The sequence below is a fragment of the Lysinibacillus sp. NPDC097231 genome (assembly GCF_044761885.1).
In the GTDB taxonomy this organism is placed as follows: Bacteria; Bacillota; Bacilli; order Bacillales_A; family Planococcaceae; genus Lysinibacillus.
The window spans coordinates 33,481-48,327 of sequence record NZ_JBIWDH010000025.1 but is presented as its reverse complement, the minus strand read 5'-3'; the positions used below and the strand labels follow the sequence as shown (position 1 = coordinate 48,327).

The following is a 14,847-nucleotide window of genomic DNA, read 5'->3' as shown; positions in this document are numbered from 1 at the left end:
AATGGTACTAATAGCTTATCACGTCATAAGACAAAAGGGGGCTCATACAAAAAAAATTTATCATGTCATTTATACTTTACCTTCAGCCAATGCCTTTCGATATAACTTCTTTGTCTTGTAGCCTAATCTAATAATTTCGCGCATCTCCTTCAAACGTGCTATCTGCGTTTCTTCCTTTTTTGCACTATAGATATAACGAGCCCAGTCTTTTTGATATCCAGGTGTTAATCCTTCATAGAATGTTAAATCATCCGGGTTTTCTGCAAGTGAATCACGCAATTGAGGAATCATACCTTCATAATCACTCACGCATTGACTACTCGCCGTCTTCTTCTTGCCGCGCCCCTTGACATCTCTCTTTATGCTTAATATAGAAAATGTCTCATCTAACGACATAAGACTTGCAAATTTATAATCACTGCCAACAATGTATTTTTCCTCGTCCACTTGAATAGCTGGGAAAATTTCATCACGATGAATAAACTGTTCATACTTATTATTACCCTTTTTCGGATAAACAAAAAATAAATAGCCCTGCTCTATAAGATTGTTAGTCTTTAGTGCATTTTGTAAATACGTTACCATTTCATCAATATTAAACACAAAGGAAATTATTCGATCGTAAGGTGCATTGCCTGATTGGGGTATTCCCTCTAGCATATCCTGTGGTTGATTATGAATTGCAATGGATAGTCCATCCTTAAGTTTAAATTTCTTTTCCATAACTTCGACACCTCTTCTAATTATCAATACAATTTTCTCATAGTTTTGATAGTATAGCTGATTTAGTGAATTTTTCGAACAAAAAACGCTCGAATTTTCTCGAGCGTTTAAAATGTTTATTATGATAAATGCATATAAGCTACTTTATTTTGAAAGTCGCGACTATTCCTCTAATAATTGGAATGGCTGTTACAATCAGTACAACCGGTAGGAACCACCACCCTATAGTCTCTACCTCCCCTAATGAAATTCGTACCATTTGGATTGATATACCTGCAAAGATGAGCAAGCAAATGTTTTTTACTTGATTTAATATTTTTCGGCTATTTAAATAAAATGCCTCCACATTATTTTCGTTTAAGCGTGCCGGGTAATTATGCATATGCGGTGCTTTTTCAAGTAACCCCATCAATATCCACAGAAATATTCCAATAAACGGAAGAATAAATAATTCCATTTTTGAGCCCCAACGATTTACTTCTCCTGCACTATTAAAATGGGCAGGGATTTCCTCAGGCAGTTTGCCCCACATTACAATAATATAAAGGATGGATAGCACAAATAACCCACCACCGATGTAGTCCCATACTTTTTCATAATTCGTTTTTGGTAATTTTAAAATCGGCCTATACACCTTCCCACCCCCTAGTTTAGTCTTTATTACTTTTACGTTACTATGACTCATCAAGTTTCAAATTTGTGAATATTGTCACATTTGTTTTTGCTGCATCGTTAATTATCCGCTTTCAATAACTGTGAACGGCAATTCATTCTGCTTTTATTAACATTCTACCTACAACTTACCTCCTTTTTAATTCCAGTAATTACTGTGAAAATACTCATAATACTTTGTAAAATTCATATAATCTGATATAAATGGTATATATAAATATTTCATTTTTTTGTAACATTTCTACTAAATAACTGAGAAAGGGAACTGCAACTATGAGATTTACTATCTATAAGAAATTAATACTCGGTTTTTTTATTGTTATTTTGGTATTAGTTGGAACAATTGGGTTGAATTTTAAACAACTCAATTCCGTAAACAAAACATATCAAGTGTTACTCGAAGAACAAACAACTAAATCTATTCGTATTCAAGAGTTGCGAGTGATTGCTAAGCAAGAAATTGTAAGTATGAGAGGTTATTTATTACTTGGGGACAAACAAAATTTGCAAAGTAATAAAGAGTCACGTGAAGAGTTTAAACAAAGATACGAGGAATTAATGGCATCATTCGATTCTAAAAAATCTATTGAATTATTAGAGGCTATCAATAACAGCGAGGAAAAAGTCCAACAGTTCGCAGATCGAATGTTTTCATTAAGGGCCGCTGGGGAAACTGAGCAATATGAAAAGCTTGATAGCACACAAGGACGTCTTATTATTAAACAATTCGATGAACGCGTAGAAAACCTTGCCGTTTATCAAGATGAGTATATAAACGGAAAAATCGCTGCTACATCAAAAGAGATTCAATCAATAAAACTCCAAATGATTACACTTGGTGCGGTTGCTGTCATCATTAGCCTGATAATTGCTATTGTCATGGGTAGAATTATTTCTCGCCCTATCAAAGGTATGGCAAAGGCTGCGAAAAAGATTGCTGAAGGTGATTTAACTGCTAAACAAATCCGTATAAAAAATCGCGATGAAGTTGGTGATTTAGCACTTGCCTTTAATCAAATGGCGCTAAATCTAAAGGACCTCATTACCAATGTGCGTCATAACACTGTACAGGTAAGTGGCTCTGCTGCTGAGCTAACTGCAAGTGCTGAACAAACCATCCAAGCAACAGAACAAATTACTTCCTCTATCCAAGAAGTAGCTAGTGGCTCTGAAGCACAAGGTAAAAATGCTACCGAAAGCTCTGAAGCTATGAAAAATATGACAAAAGGTATTCAACAATTAGCTGTCACTACAGCTGCTGTTTCTGAACTTGCTATAGAAACAAATTCTGAAGCAAACAAGGGAAATGAATCACTACATCGCGTTATTATGCAGATGAACACGATTAATACAGCCGTCTTAGAGTCTGCAAACGTTGTCAAAAACTTAGGCAACCATTCCATTGAAATTGGGAATATTATTAGCATTATTACAGATATCGCGGAGCAAACAAATTTATTAGCATTGAATGCTGCAATTGAGGCGGCACGTGCAGGTGACCATGGCCGTGGCTTTGCTGTTGTTGCAGATGAAGTAAAAAAATTAGCAGAGCAATCTAAGCAGTCTGCTGAACAAATCGCAAATCTTATTTCAGAAATTCAGCAGGATACAAATCGTGCAGTTACAGTAATGGATACTGGTACGCAAGAGGTTCAAATTGGTATGCAGGTTGTAAAAGTAGCAGAGGAGGGCTTCTCAAAAATCGTTGAGCTTATTGAACAAGTATCCAAGCAAATTCAAGAAGCAACAACCGTTTCTGAAGAAATGTCATCAAGCGCTGAGCAAATTTACGCATCTTTCGATGAGATTGCAACAATTGCACAAATGTCTTCTGTCAATTTGCAAAATGTAGCTTCAGCATCTGAAGAGCAGTTAGCGACGATTGAAGAAGTTGCCGCTTCTGCAGCTACTCTTTCTAACATGGCTGAAGAGTTACAATCCCAAGTTTCACGCTTCAAAATAGAGTAAAAGCGTCAAAATCAACTATGCCTCTGCGTAATTGTTACTATCATTTTGTTTACTGAAATTTATTAATATCTACATCCTATAAGACAGAAAAGAAATAATTTTTAGAATATTATTGACAGATCGACAATATCGAAGTAATATAGCTTTCAACAACAAATTGTAGGCCAAGATTGGAAATAGTAAAAATGCCTGTGTACTTGTAGAGAGCCGGTGGTTGGTGGAAATCGGTAGACACACATTTTGAACTCGTCCATGAGCTACTCCCTGAACCTTTAAATAAGTAAGGGATGTCGGTTTCCTCCGTTATCGGGATAGACAGTGATGGCTGTCGATAAGGGGACTTTTTCTGTAAAGAGAAGGTCAATTAGAGTGGTACCGCGAGCATAAACTCGTCTCTATATTTTTATATAGAGACGAGTTTTTTTATTTACCTAGAATCGATGTTTATTGGCCTAGGTGTAGATTTCGTCTCTAGCAATGCCATTGTGTAGGGCAGAGACATCATTCATATCAAAACAATTACAACAAAAGGAGTGTTTGAAAATGGGAAGAAAAATTTGGGTGTTTGATACAACTTTACGTGATGGCGAACAAGTGCCAGGTGCAAAACTGAATTTATATGAAAAAGTAGAGATTGCACAGCAACTCAAAAAATTAGGTGTCGATATTATCGAAGCTGGTTTCCCTGCTTCATCACAAGGTGATTTTGATGCAGTCAAAGCTGTCGCACAAAAAGTTGGTAATACAAGTGACATAATGATTACTGCATTGGCACGTGCTGTTAAAGCAGATATTGATGCTGTTTATAATGCTGTAAAATACGCAGAAAATCCTATGATTCATATGGTACTTGGTACTTCTGATATTCATGTTGAGAAAAAATTTAGCAAGTCCAAAGATCAAATTCTACAAATTGGCGTTGACGCAGTAAAATATGCGAAAACCCTTTTACCCCAAGTGCAATATTCAACAGAAGATGCATCTCGTTCAGATTTCGAGTATCTTTGGAAAACAATTGAAGCCGTAATGAAGGCTGGTGCAACAATGATTAATGTACCTGACACAGTCGGTTTCGCCGAGCCAGAAGAATTCGGAGCAATGATCTATAAACTAAATGAGCGCATGAAAAATTTAGACGATAGCGTTTTATTAAGTGTTCATTGTCATAATGATTTGGGTATGGCAACTGCTAATACACTTGCTGCGATTAAAAACGGAGCAGATAAGGTAGAATGTACAATTAACGGCATTGGAGAACGCGCAGGTAATGCTGCATTAGAAGAAGTCGTAATGGCTCTGAAAACACGTAGCTCTGTATACAATGCTGAGACACGTATCAACACAAGAGAAATTATGAATACCTCTCGTCTTGTTTCTAGTTTTATGGGCTTAGACGTACAAGTAAACAAAGCAATTACTGGGGATAATGCATTTGCCCATTCTTCTGGTATCCATCAGGATGGCCTTCTTAAATCTCGTGATGCTTATGAGATAGTGCATCCAGAAGATGTAGGTCTTGATGATATGGAGCTAGTCCTTACAGCTCGCTCTGGTCGTCATGCGGTGAAAAATGCCCTAGAAAAACTTGGTTTCTCAAATCTTTCTACTGATGAATTTGAAGGAATCTTCGAAGGCTTCTTAAAACTAGCTGACGCGAAGAAAGAAGTCTATGATCACGATTTATATGTGATTGTTGAAAGCTACTATGAAAAACATGACGCTAACAATGATAATGCGACTCATTATAGCGATCAGTTCTTTGACTTCGACGATTTACAAGTCGTCAGCAACACAAACTTCCCGTCGGCAAGTGTAAAAATTCGTAAAGGTGACGAGGTGTTTAAAGCAAGTGCAGTTGGCTCAGGTCCCATTGATGCCTTATATTCTGCCATTGCAGAAATTACAAACATTGATGTGAAACTAGTGGAATATAATATCAATAGTGTATCTCGTGGTAAAGAAGCACTTGGTAAAGTAAAAATCACTATCGAGCATGAGGGCGAAAAATATATCGCCAAAGCTGCAGATACAGATATTTTAAAGGCTAGTGCACTGGCTTACATTAATGCCATCAATAGCATTGTTGTTGCTAAATTAACGCCTGTTATGAACTAAATAGATCAATTATGCCCCGGCATAATTGCGTCCAGAGGCTTTAAGTTGAAAGCAGTATGATAATATTGAGTCATACTGCTTTCCTATTTTTCCTATTGGCTATTCTTCACTAACTTTTGATATTCCTCTTCAATCAGTTCAACATCAAGACGCTCAAACAGCGGCGTCACTTCGCTAATGCTTTCTGGTAACTTCACCTGTTCATGCCACATTACTTCATTTATGCCTAACATTTTTCTTACCTTCTTAGCTGAAAACGGTAAAAATGGATGTAGAAGCTGTCCAAGATTAGCAATTATATATACACAGGTTGTTAGTGTTTGATTCCCAGCTTCCACATTCTCTTTCACTTGTAGCCATGGTTGTTGCCCATCAAAATAACGATTGGCCGCACGAATATATTCAAAAATAGCCTCTAAAGCCACTTTGAAATGACCTGCTTCAATATGAATACCCACATCATGAAACAGCCGAATCGTTTGTTTTCGAATAGAGTTATCTACCTCAACTTGAGGCACTTGACAATCGAATGATTTCTCTAAAAATTTCAATGTACGATTAACAAAATTACCATAAGCGCCAAGTAACTCGCTATTATGACTATAAATAAATTCTCGCCAAGAAAAATCAGTATCTCGATTTTCTGGTGCATTCATTGTTAAAAAATAACGAAGAGAATCTGCATCATAGCGACTCAAAATATAAGGCACCCATACCGCCCAGTTTTGGCTCGTCGATAATTTTCTTTTTTCTAATGTTAAGTATTCGTTTGACACAAAGTGTGTAGGTAATGCCTTTGCACCTATCCCCATTAGAATAGCTGGCCAAATAACTGTATGAAACGGAATGTTATCCTTACCATGCACATAATATGAAATTGTTTCTTCATTCCATAAATCTTCAATAGCAATTTGGTGCTGCTTTGCCCATTCGATACTAGCCGTTAAGTAACCTGCAACCGCTTCAATCCACACATATATTTTTTTACCCTCAAAGCCCGGAACTGGGACATCAATGCCATTCGGTAAATCTCTTGTTACAGCACGATCCGGAACTCCCTCCGCCAAGTAACGCTCCGTTAAACCAATGGCATTTTCTCGCCAACGTTTCTCTGCCTTTGCCTCTGCTAAATAAGTCTCCAGCCTACCTTGAAACTGACTAAAAGCAAAATAAAAATGCTCTGTCTCTCTAATAATTGGCTCATTGCCGCAGATTTTACAGCGCTTATCGATTAAATCTAGTGGGTCTAAAATCGTTGAGCAATTATCGCATTGATCGCCACGTGCCTTCACTCCACAATTCGGACAAATCCCTTCCACAAATCGATCAGGTAAGAACTGCTTATCTGTTTCACAATACGCCTGTTCAATTTTCTTTTTATATAAATAATTATTAGCTAAAAGCTGTAAAAAAATAGTCTTAACAGATTCATGATGGTGCTTAGCATCTGTTCTTGTATACAAATCATACGTAAACCCTAAATCATTGAAGCATTGTGTAAACTCCTCATGATAATGATTAGCAATAGCTTCTGTTGTAGTGTTCTCCTGTGCGGCACGAATGGAAATCGGTGTGCCATTACAGTCACTGCCTGACACATATAAAACTTTTTCGCCTTTTTGTCGGTAATATCTAGCCAAAATATCACCGGGTAGTAATGCAGCAACATGCCCTAAATGCAAAGAACCATTTGCATACGGCCAAGCGCCTCCAATAACAATTGTCATCCTAAATTGCTCCCCTCAAAAAAATTGTAGATCAATTACGCCCCAGCGTAATTTCGTCTGGATTTTGAATTGTGCTAAGGCCTGCGTGAGGGCCGACACGATGTCGGTCATTTCGGTAAAGCCACAGGACGTGGCGTTTTTACCGATGCAGGTCAGTTAGCCATTATCGCATGGATGCGATGATTTTAGGCTAACATCCTATATTCTTCCTTTCAAAATCCGTGACACCAGCTGCGGGCTTTATCTTCATTCAGGCAAGTCCTGAATGAAGATAAAAAAAACGCCCTAATCAAAATTGATTAGGACGAGTATACCCGTGTTACCACCTATATTTACAAATAGCTCACACTATTTGCCTCCATCAGTACGTCACATAATCAATTATGCCTCAGCATAATTGCGCCCGAAATCGGCAAAAAAATTGAGAGATACTGCCGCTGTTGTAACGAGTGCCTACCTCGTCGTAATCTACTCACTAAAATGCTTTCGGTACGAAGCTCAAAGGTCATTTTCAAAAGGGTTCATTTACCTCATTTCCACCAACAGAGGTTCTCTATGAAATGCTTATCCAATTTACTTTTCCTTCTCAATGCTTTTACTATAGATTTCCACCATTCTACTCTTTCTGCTTAGGAATTGCAATTCATGTCGATAAACGGCAGGAAATTTTCGATAAATCATTAATAGTTCTCGATAAAACGAAAAAGTTGGGCGATAAATCAGAAAATGTAGTCGATAAAATCTTATCCTAGCTTTAAATCAAGTAAACTTTTTAAATCATCAATAACAATATCTGCTTTTCGCAATTCTGTTTCCTGTGCAAAGTCGAAGCGTACACCAACAGAGAGTAACTGATTGTCATGAGCTGCCTGAATATCAGAAGAACGATCACCTACAACTGCACCGCACTCAATAGCATTCTCCTCGATAACTTTTTTCACTAAATCTGATTTATGACCACTTGAAATGGACTGAATACTATAAGTACCTTTGAAAAAACGCTCTAATTGATAAATTTCTACTATTGCTTGTAAGTACTCCGTCAGTCCATTACTTGCTATGTATAACTCATAGTTCTCTGCTAGAGTAGCCAGAGTTTGCTCTGCATTTGGATATAACGCACCCCAACCATTCCGTATTCGCTCAATTAGCTTAACAAGGAATAATGCATCGCTCTCTTCTCGTATCGCTAAAGTATGCATTGGACATAACGTTTCCCATACAACTGGTAATGGAACCCCCATAATTTCGCGGTATTTCTCTATTGGTGTTTCTCCCTGCCATAAACCTTTAGCACGCAGAACATCAAAGGTTTCTGCAAGAGCAGGCTCTAAAATTAGATTTGTTTGAAATAAAGAACCATCCATATCAAAAATAATCGCTTTCTTCATAAAATCCCCCCTCACTATTCAAAAAACTCCATATGTCGTTTATCTTTTTTATAGTAATCCAAGCGATCCTGTAAAGTGCCTGTATGGAATTCGAATTTATGGCCATCTGGATCTGTAAAATAAATCGATTTTTTATCTTTTACATTTCTTTGTCTACCTTCCAGAATGTTGACATTATTTCGTACTAATTTTTCATACATTTGATCAAAATCGCCCTCTTGGATTGAAAATGCTATATGAGTATATGATTGATGTATGTCATTACGTGGAATATCCTTTTCTACATTAAGGGCAAGCCACAGCCCATTTACATCAAAATAGGCTGTACTTCTCCCTTTTACTAACAGCTTGGCATCAAAAACTTTTTCATAGAATGCGATGGATTCCTCTAGGTTAGAAACTGAAAATAACAAATGATTAATGTTTTGTATTGTCATGTATAAAACCTCCAACTATGGATAGTGGTTCGATGGTAGCCCTTATCTAGATAAAATAAATATATCTCTATTTTTTTCCTTTTTTCTCCCCCTTCGCAATTTGTTTCCATTTTCGTTGCTGATCTAATTTTGCTTGGGCATTTGTTTTACGTTCGATAAAAGCAAGCTCCCTCTGTAGCTTAAAATAGCTTTGAAGGCGAGATTGTTCGAGTACACCATCTGTAATTGCTTGCTGTACAGCACAATGTGGCTCCTTTTGATGTGTGCAATCCCGATAACGACAGGTCTCAGCAAGAGCCTCAATATCCTGGAAACTAGAGGATAAGCTATCACTCTGATTCCATAATTGCAGCTCACGCATTCCAGGCGTATCAATCAAACACCCACCACCTGGCAGTACAATTAACTCACGATGTGTTGTTGTATGGCGACCCTTTGCATCATCCTCACGAATATTTGAAACCTTCATAAGCTCCTCGCCACTCAGAACATTTGTTAATGTAGATTTTCCTGCACCTGACGAACCAAGTAATGCACCCGTTACACCTTCCGTAAATAATGCTTGAATATCAGCTAAGCCTTCACCCGATAGAGCGCTAGTTACAAAAATATCTACACCAAACGCTACAGACTCAACCTCACGTATCATGCTAGAAATATCTTCACATAAATCAGCCTTCGTCAATACAACAATCGGCTTTGCCCCAGAATCCCAAGCGGCTACTAAATAGCGTTCTAAACGGCGTATATTAAAATCTGCATTCAAGCTCATGACGAGTAACACAATATCTACATTCGATGCTACAATCTGCTCTTGTATTTCCAGCCCTGCAACCTTGCGGGAAAAGACTGATTTTCGTTCAAATAATTGATGAATAATTGCCTTTTCCTCACCAGGCATTTTCTCCACCAGCACCCAATCGCCAACCGCTGGAAAATCCTCACGTGCTAAAGAAGCATAAGCAAAATGGCCTGCAACTGTTGCTAGCCACTCTCCCTCTTCCGCCAATACACGATACGAATGCTTATGCTCTAATGTAACCCTTGCAGGTACACAATTCACCAGTTTGGCCTGTTTCTTAAATTCAATCATTTGCTCTTCAAAATATGTTGAAAACCCTAAAGTAGATAAATTCAATTCGTTTTCCTCCTAAATGTGCATATCAATTTGGCCTTGGCGTAAATGCATCCGAATATTGAAAATCCGTGACATCCGCCGAATGAAGACAAAAAAACCTTGTATCTGCGCAATTCGGCAGTTACAAGGTTTCACAGGCACGTTTAAGAGAATATACAACTAGAGCTATTGAACTCAAGTCAAATTGTATATATTAGGCGTGTGAAATTGAACAAACCGAATTGCTGTTCGTTAAAAGCGGCTCTATTCATCATGTCACATCACCTTCTTCCAGTTTAGTTGTCTTCAATATACCTAGATTTCCCTAAATTGTCAAATCAATTTTCCGCATCAATCCACCAACATGATATTAGTACTCAGTAGTGTGTTACTGACATTTAACTTACTCATAGATATATTTTGCCAAAGGACATGGCAATTTTGCGGAATTCTTCTATAACTGGCGTTATTAAAACATTTACTGAATGAAGCTAAATCTATAAGCATCTATCCCCCTCCTCCTTGCATAGAATAAACAAGACCACTACTTATGAAGGAGATGTTGAAGTGTCAAAAATCATTTCTATCAGTACATATCAACCACCGTACACATTACAACAGACAAACGCAGAGGAACTAACGAAGGAACTTTTTTATGCAAAAATTCCAAAATTAGAACGTTATTTAAAAGTATTTGAGAATGGAGGTATTGCAACACGTCACTTCTGTGTACCACCAGAATGGCATCGTACCGATCATTCCTTTGAAGAACGCAACGATTTATATATTGAGCTTGCAACACAATATAGTGTTAAAGTCATTCAAGGCTGTTTACAAAATGAAGCATTTTTAAAAACATCGATATCTCCTAAAGAGATTGATGCCATTATTTTTGTGAGTACTACAGGCATTTCAACACCAAGTATTGATGCTCGAGTTATGAATCAGCTACCTTTTTCAGACAGACTTAAGCGTATTCCACTTTGGGGACTTGGCTGTGCCGGTGGTGCGGCTGGAGTTAGTAGAGCCTATGATTATTGTCAAGCTCATCCAAAAGCAAAAGTTCTTGTCGTTTGTGTCGAACTTTGCAGTCTAACTTTTCAGCCAAACGATTTTTCAAAAAGTAATTTAATTGGTGCTTCCCTTTTTGCAGATGGTGCAGCGTGTTTGCTAGTTTGTGGAGATGAAGTAGAGATTGAGATAAAAAGATCGATACCATCTATCCTTGCAACTGGCTCTAAATGGATGCCAGATTCAGAAAATGTCATGGGTTGGAATATTAAAAATAATGGTTTACATGTCGTTTTTCAGAAAAGTATTCCTACTATTATCACCAATTGGTTTGGTCCATTCATAGAACAATTTTTAATGGAACAGGAACTTTATAGTGAACAGCTTAATCACTTCATTGCGCATCCTGGCGGTAAAAAAGTTTTAAAAGCCTATGAAGATACGCTATATCTAGCCCCCCAAAAAACCGACATTTCTCGGGAAGTATTAAAAAATAATGGAAATATGTCATCTCCTACGGTGCTATATGTATTAGAGCAATTTATGTTAAATGAAGGACAAGTGGAGGATACTGGATTGCTCGTCGCTCTCGGCCCAGGCTTCTGTGCTGAAGCTGTATTACTTAAATGGAGGGAGTAGAATGTTTTTTTATATTATTTTGATTCTCGTTATTCTACAAAGATTGATAGAAGTTTTAATTGCAAAACGCCATGAAAAATGGATGCTTTCACAAGGTGCATATGAAGTAGGTGCCTCTCATTATCCATATATGGTCGCTATGCACATCAGTTTTTTCCTGTTTTTAACGGTTGAAGTGATTACTAATGATAAAGGTTTATCGCCCTTATTTCCGTTATTTTTCTTTTTATTTTTAGCTGTGCAAGCATTACGTATTTGGTGCATTCGATCTTTAGGAAACTTTTGGAACACAAAAATAATGATACTACCTGGTGCACAAGTAGTAAGGAAAGGGCCTTACACTTTTATGCGCCACCCTAATTATGCTGTTGTTTGTTTGGAAATTCTTCTTCTACCTTTAATGTTTCAAGCATATTTTACAGCATTTTGCTTTACACTTTTAAATATTACAATACTGTCCATACGCATTCCAATCGAGGAAAAAGCTTTACGTGATGCGACTAATTATAATCATATATTTCAAAAGAAGATTTCGGAATCCTAGCCGAAATCTTCTTTTTGTCCTTACTGCCATTCCCAATTGAATGGATCCTGTAAATTCCCCCAAGGTTTGTTATACTCATCTTCTGTTAATAAACAGGCATCCAATTCTTCGATAATTGCCTCTTTATCTAAATCAACTCCGATAATAACGAGCTGTGTCATACGATCCCCATACTCTTTATCCCAATCCTCTAAAACCTCAGGACTTTGCGAGAAAACATCCTGCTGTTGTTCCTTTGGTAAAGCGGCTACCCAATAAGAAACAGGTTCTATTTTGGCAGAAGAGCCTGCCTGTGACAGCAATAATGCTACATCCTGGTGTCTTGCACTCCAAATAATACCTTTTGCTCGAACAATCGTTTCTGGCATATGATCACACCATTCTACAAAACGCCTTGGATGGAATGGTCTCCTACGATTATAGGTGAAAGAAGAAATACCATACTCCTCCGTTTCAGGCGTATGATTTTCATGACCTAGCTCCAATTCTTTTAACCAACCAGCAGATTCTGATACCCGTTCAAAGTCAAATCGGCCAGTATTTAGAATTTCTGCTGATTCTATGACACCGTTGATTGCACGAATTAGCTTAGCTTCAGGCTGTAATGCACGCAATATCCGTTCTAATCTTTCTAGATCTACCTCGGACACTAAATCACATTTGTTTAATACAAGAACATCACAGAATTCGATTTGGTCAATCAGTAAGTCGGCAACATCCCGTTCATCTAATTCACCAATTGCCTCCTTTCGCTCTAATAGACTTTCACCTGACTGAAAATCGTGCCAAAAACGATTCGCATCCACAACAGTTACCATCGTATCGAGTTGGCAAAACTTTGTTAAATCAATACCAAGCTCCTCATCCAAATAACTGAACGTTTGGGCAACCGGTATTGGCTCACTTATTCCTGTCGACTCGATTAAAATATAATCAATAGTACCGAGCTTTGCGAGACGCTCCACCTCTTGCAATAAATCCTCACGCAATGTGCAACAAATACAACCATTCGATAATTCCACAAACTTTTCCTCAGTCCGTGAAATGCCGCTTCCATTCGCGATTAATTCTGCATCAATATTAATTTCACTCATATCATTAACAATTACAGCTACACGCATATTTTTTTCATTTTGCAGAACATGATTCATCATTGTCGTTTTACCAGAGCCTAAATAACCACTTAAAACTGTAACTGGAATTTTCTTTACCATTTGCACAACCCCTTAAATCGTAATCATTACTATTTATATTTTGTAATTAAAACATAGAAACTAACAAAATGCAACGTTGAAAATTTTGTAAACATACAGCATTGACATATGACATGAAACATAATATTGTATAAAACGTAATTATTACGATTTAAAAGGAGGTATTTTTATGCGTGTTCAAGTAACATTAGCTTGTACAGAAACAGGTGATAAAAACTATATCACTACAAAAAATAAACGAAATAATCCTGAAAGACTGGAGCTTAAGAAATATTCCCCTCGTTTGAAAAGAGTGACATTGCACAGAGAAACGAAATAACACGTGATATGGTTACTCCACACTAATCATGTAGAGTCTCCCTAATAAGATAAAACGGCTGTTCCAAAAGTGACTTTACTCTTTTGAAACAGCCTATCTAATAAGGTATAAGGTAATTGATAAAATCTCCTTTCAAAAACGTACTTTATCAATTTTTTTTAGTATCTATATCTATAGCTAGCTCTTTCAATTTTTGCTCCAGATGATCAAGAATACGTAATTTTTGATCTAACTGTTCTTCAAAATCTATTGCTTGAGCCAATACGTTATTTACTTGAGTATCTAAGCTTGTAAGAACCTCTTGATTGAGTATTGTTTTTCCACTCAACATGTTAGTATCTAATGAAGAGTCTTGTTTTTTTACATCTACTAATTCGTTTGATAATTTTTCTATCTCACTGCTCTTTTCCCCAATTTCTTTCGTTAAATACTCATTGAGATTATTTGAATTTAACTGTTCTAATCGCGATCTCTCAATTGCGTCAATTATGGTCTCCATTTGTTGGCCTATGTCTTTTGTAAAATCGCTCAGCATATTTTCAAGACCATCTATTGTAGTCTTATATTTGGCATCTGAATTCACAGAAAGTAATTCATCTTTAGTGACTTTTATTGTGTCCTTTAATAGCTTATTTTCTTTGCGAAGCTCTGCTATTTCTTTCAACAATGCCTCTATCGATGAAATTTGTTTTTTCTTTTGGATTTCTATAGCTTGGATACTTTCATAGTATGCTTGTGCTTCTTTTTCGTATCCTCTCTTCAGCTTTAAAAGCTCCATCGAAAGCTCCTTTTTTTGATTTGTTAATTGGACATTTTCTCGTTCAAGTCTTAGTACAAATGAATAATAATCACTTTCTTTGAGTCTTTTAACCTCATTTTTATATTTTGCTAATTCGGCTCTTAGAAAAATGATCATTTGCTGAAGCTGAATAGGATCATTGATTTTAACAATATCATTATCCATATCTAA

At 37.0% G+C, this 14,847-nt stretch carries 13 protein-coding genes and 2 other annotated features; of the genes, 5 read left to right on the top strand and 8 right to left on the bottom strand.

The window, feature by feature from the left end:
- Positions 1 to 69: 69 nt before the first annotated feature.
- Together ACIQXF_RS15280 and ACIQXF_RS15275 are read right to left on the bottom strand one after the other, a co-directional pair.
- Entirely contained in the window at positions 70 to 723 is a 654-nt protein-coding gene (locus tag ACIQXF_RS15280; protein ID WP_402784171.1) for a YdeI/OmpD-associated family protein, read from the bottom strand.
- A gap of 139 nt (positions 724 to 862) precedes the next feature.
- Complete coding sequence (locus tag ACIQXF_RS15275) at positions 863 to 1,357, bottom strand: DUF1648 domain-containing protein (protein ID WP_402784169.1); 495 nt, start codon at positions 1,355 to 1,357, stop codon at positions 863 to 865.
- Between the two features lie 311 nt (positions 1,358 to 1,668).
- On the opposite strand from ACIQXF_RS15275, the gene ACIQXF_RS15270 reads away from it, so the two are divergent.
- Both ACIQXF_RS15270 and ACIQXF_RS15265 read left to right on the top strand, forming a co-directional pair.
- Positions 1,669 to 3,363, top strand: coding sequence for a methyl-accepting chemotaxis protein (locus tag ACIQXF_RS15270; protein ID WP_402784167.1), 1,695 nt, complete (start codon positions 1,669 to 1,671; stop codon positions 3,361 to 3,363).
- Between the two features lie 157 nt (positions 3,364 to 3,520).
- Positions 3,521 to 3,763 (top strand) — a binding site (T-box leader).
- Positions 3,764 to 3,906: 143 nt separating this feature from the next.
- Entirely contained in the window at positions 3,907 to 5,478 is a 1,572-nt protein-coding gene (locus tag ACIQXF_RS15265) for a 2-isopropylmalate synthase (RefSeq protein WP_402784165.1), read from the top strand.
- A gap of 92 nt (positions 5,479 to 5,570) precedes the next feature.
- Here ACIQXF_RS15265 and metG read toward each other — a convergent pair whose 3' ends face one another.
- From metG to rsgA, 4 genes are all read right to left on the bottom strand, one after another.
- Positions 5,571 to 7,205: a methionine--tRNA ligase gene (metG, locus tag ACIQXF_RS15260; RefSeq protein ID WP_402784163.1), complete on the bottom strand. Its 1,635-nt coding sequence runs from the start codon at positions 7,203 to 7,205 to the stop codon at positions 5,571 to 5,573.
- 297 nt (positions 7,206 to 7,502) lie between these two features.
- Positions 7,503 to 7,804, bottom strand: a binding site (T-box leader).
- Between the two features lie 144 nt (positions 7,805 to 7,948).
- Positions 7,949 to 8,596 carry an HAD hydrolase-like protein gene (locus ACIQXF_RS15255; RefSeq protein ID WP_402784161.1) on the bottom strand — a complete coding sequence of 216 codons (648 nt, stop codon included), beginning with the start codon at positions 8,594 to 8,596 and terminating at the stop codon, positions 7,949 to 7,951.
- Between the two features lie 14 nt (positions 8,597 to 8,610).
- On the bottom strand, positions 8,611 to 9,033 hold the full coding sequence (gene fosM, locus ACIQXF_RS15250; RefSeq protein ID WP_402784159.1) for a FosM family fosfomycin resistance protein: 423 nt from the start codon (positions 9,031 to 9,033) through the stop codon (positions 8,611 to 8,613).
- A 67-nt stretch (positions 9,034 to 9,100) separates the two neighbouring features.
- Positions 9,101 to 10,171, bottom strand: a complete 1,071-nt coding sequence (rsgA, locus tag ACIQXF_RS15245) for a ribosome small subunit-dependent GTPase A (RefSeq protein WP_402784156.1) — start codon at positions 10,169 to 10,171, stop codon at positions 9,101 to 9,103.
- Between the two features lie 546 nt (positions 10,172 to 10,717).
- On the opposite strand from rsgA, the gene ACIQXF_RS15240 reads away from it, so the two are divergent.
- A complete protein-coding gene (locus ACIQXF_RS15240) occupies positions 10,718 to 11,800 on the top strand; it encodes a type III polyketide synthase (protein ID WP_402784154.1) in 1,083 nt (360 codons plus the stop codon).
- A 1-nt stretch (position 11,801) separates the two neighbouring features.
- A complete protein-coding gene (locus ACIQXF_RS15235) occupies positions 11,802 to 12,344 on the top strand; it encodes an isoprenylcysteine carboxyl methyltransferase family protein (protein ID WP_402784152.1) in 543 nt (180 codons plus the stop codon).
- 20 nt (positions 12,345 to 12,364) lie between these two features.
- Here ACIQXF_RS15235 and ACIQXF_RS15230 read toward each other — a convergent pair whose 3' ends face one another.
- A complete protein-coding gene (locus ACIQXF_RS15230) occupies positions 12,365 to 13,558 on the bottom strand; it encodes a GTP-binding protein (RefSeq protein ID WP_402784150.1) in 1,194 nt (397 codons plus the stop codon).
- 169 nt (positions 13,559 to 13,727) lie between these two features.
- On the opposite strand from ACIQXF_RS15230, the gene rpmG reads away from it, so the two are divergent.
- A complete protein-coding gene (rpmG, locus tag ACIQXF_RS15225) occupies positions 13,728 to 13,877 on the top strand; it encodes a 50S ribosomal protein L33 (RefSeq protein ID WP_004231780.1) in 150 nt (49 codons plus the stop codon).
- A gap of 148 nt (positions 13,878 to 14,025) precedes the next feature.
- Here rpmG and ACIQXF_RS15220 read toward each other — a convergent pair whose 3' ends face one another.
- Positions 14,026 to 14,841 (bottom strand): hypothetical protein, encoded by an 816-nt coding sequence (locus tag ACIQXF_RS15220; protein WP_402784146.1) that lies wholly within the window; start codon positions 14,839 to 14,841, stop codon positions 14,026 to 14,028.
- Positions 14,842 to 14,847 lie beyond the last annotated feature (6 nt).

What these genes read in the sequence shown, in the direction of transcription:
- metG (WP_402784163.1), bottom strand. Translation starts at nt 7,205, where the DNA reads ATGACAATTGTTATTGGAGGCGCTTGGCCGTATGCAAATGGTTCTTTG.
- ACIQXF_RS15220 (WP_402784146.1), bottom strand. Translation starts at nt 14,841, where the DNA reads ATGGATAATGATATTGTTAAAATCAATGATCCTATTCAGCTTCAGCAA.
- ACIQXF_RS15235 (WP_402784152.1), top strand. Translation starts at nt 11,802, where the DNA reads ATGTTTTTTTATATTATTTTGATTCTCGTTATTCTACAAAGATTGATA.
- fosM (WP_402784159.1), bottom strand. Translation starts at nt 9,033, where the DNA reads ATGACAATACAAAACATTAATCATTTGTTATTTTCAGTTTCTAACCTA.
- ACIQXF_RS15265 (WP_402784165.1), top strand. Translation starts at nt 3,907, where the DNA reads ATGGGAAGAAAAATTTGGGTGTTTGATACAACTTTACGTGATGGCGAA.
- ACIQXF_RS15255 (WP_402784161.1), bottom strand. Translation starts at nt 8,596, where the DNA reads ATGAAGAAAGCGATTATTTTTGATATGGATGGTTCTTTATTTCAAACA.
- ACIQXF_RS15230 (WP_402784150.1), bottom strand. Translation starts at nt 13,558, where the DNA reads ATGGTAAAGAAAATTCCAGTTACAGTTTTAAGTGGTTATTTAGGCTCT.
- ACIQXF_RS15280 (WP_402784171.1), bottom strand. Translation starts at nt 723, where the DNA reads ATGGAAAAGAAATTTAAACTTAAGGATGGACTATCCATTGCAATTCAT.
- ACIQXF_RS15270 (WP_402784167.1), top strand. Translation starts at nt 1,669, where the DNA reads ATGAGATTTACTATCTATAAGAAATTAATACTCGGTTTTTTTATTGTT.
- rpmG (WP_004231780.1), top strand. Translation starts at nt 13,728, where the DNA reads ATGCGTGTTCAAGTAACATTAGCTTGTACAGAAACAGGTGATAAAAAC.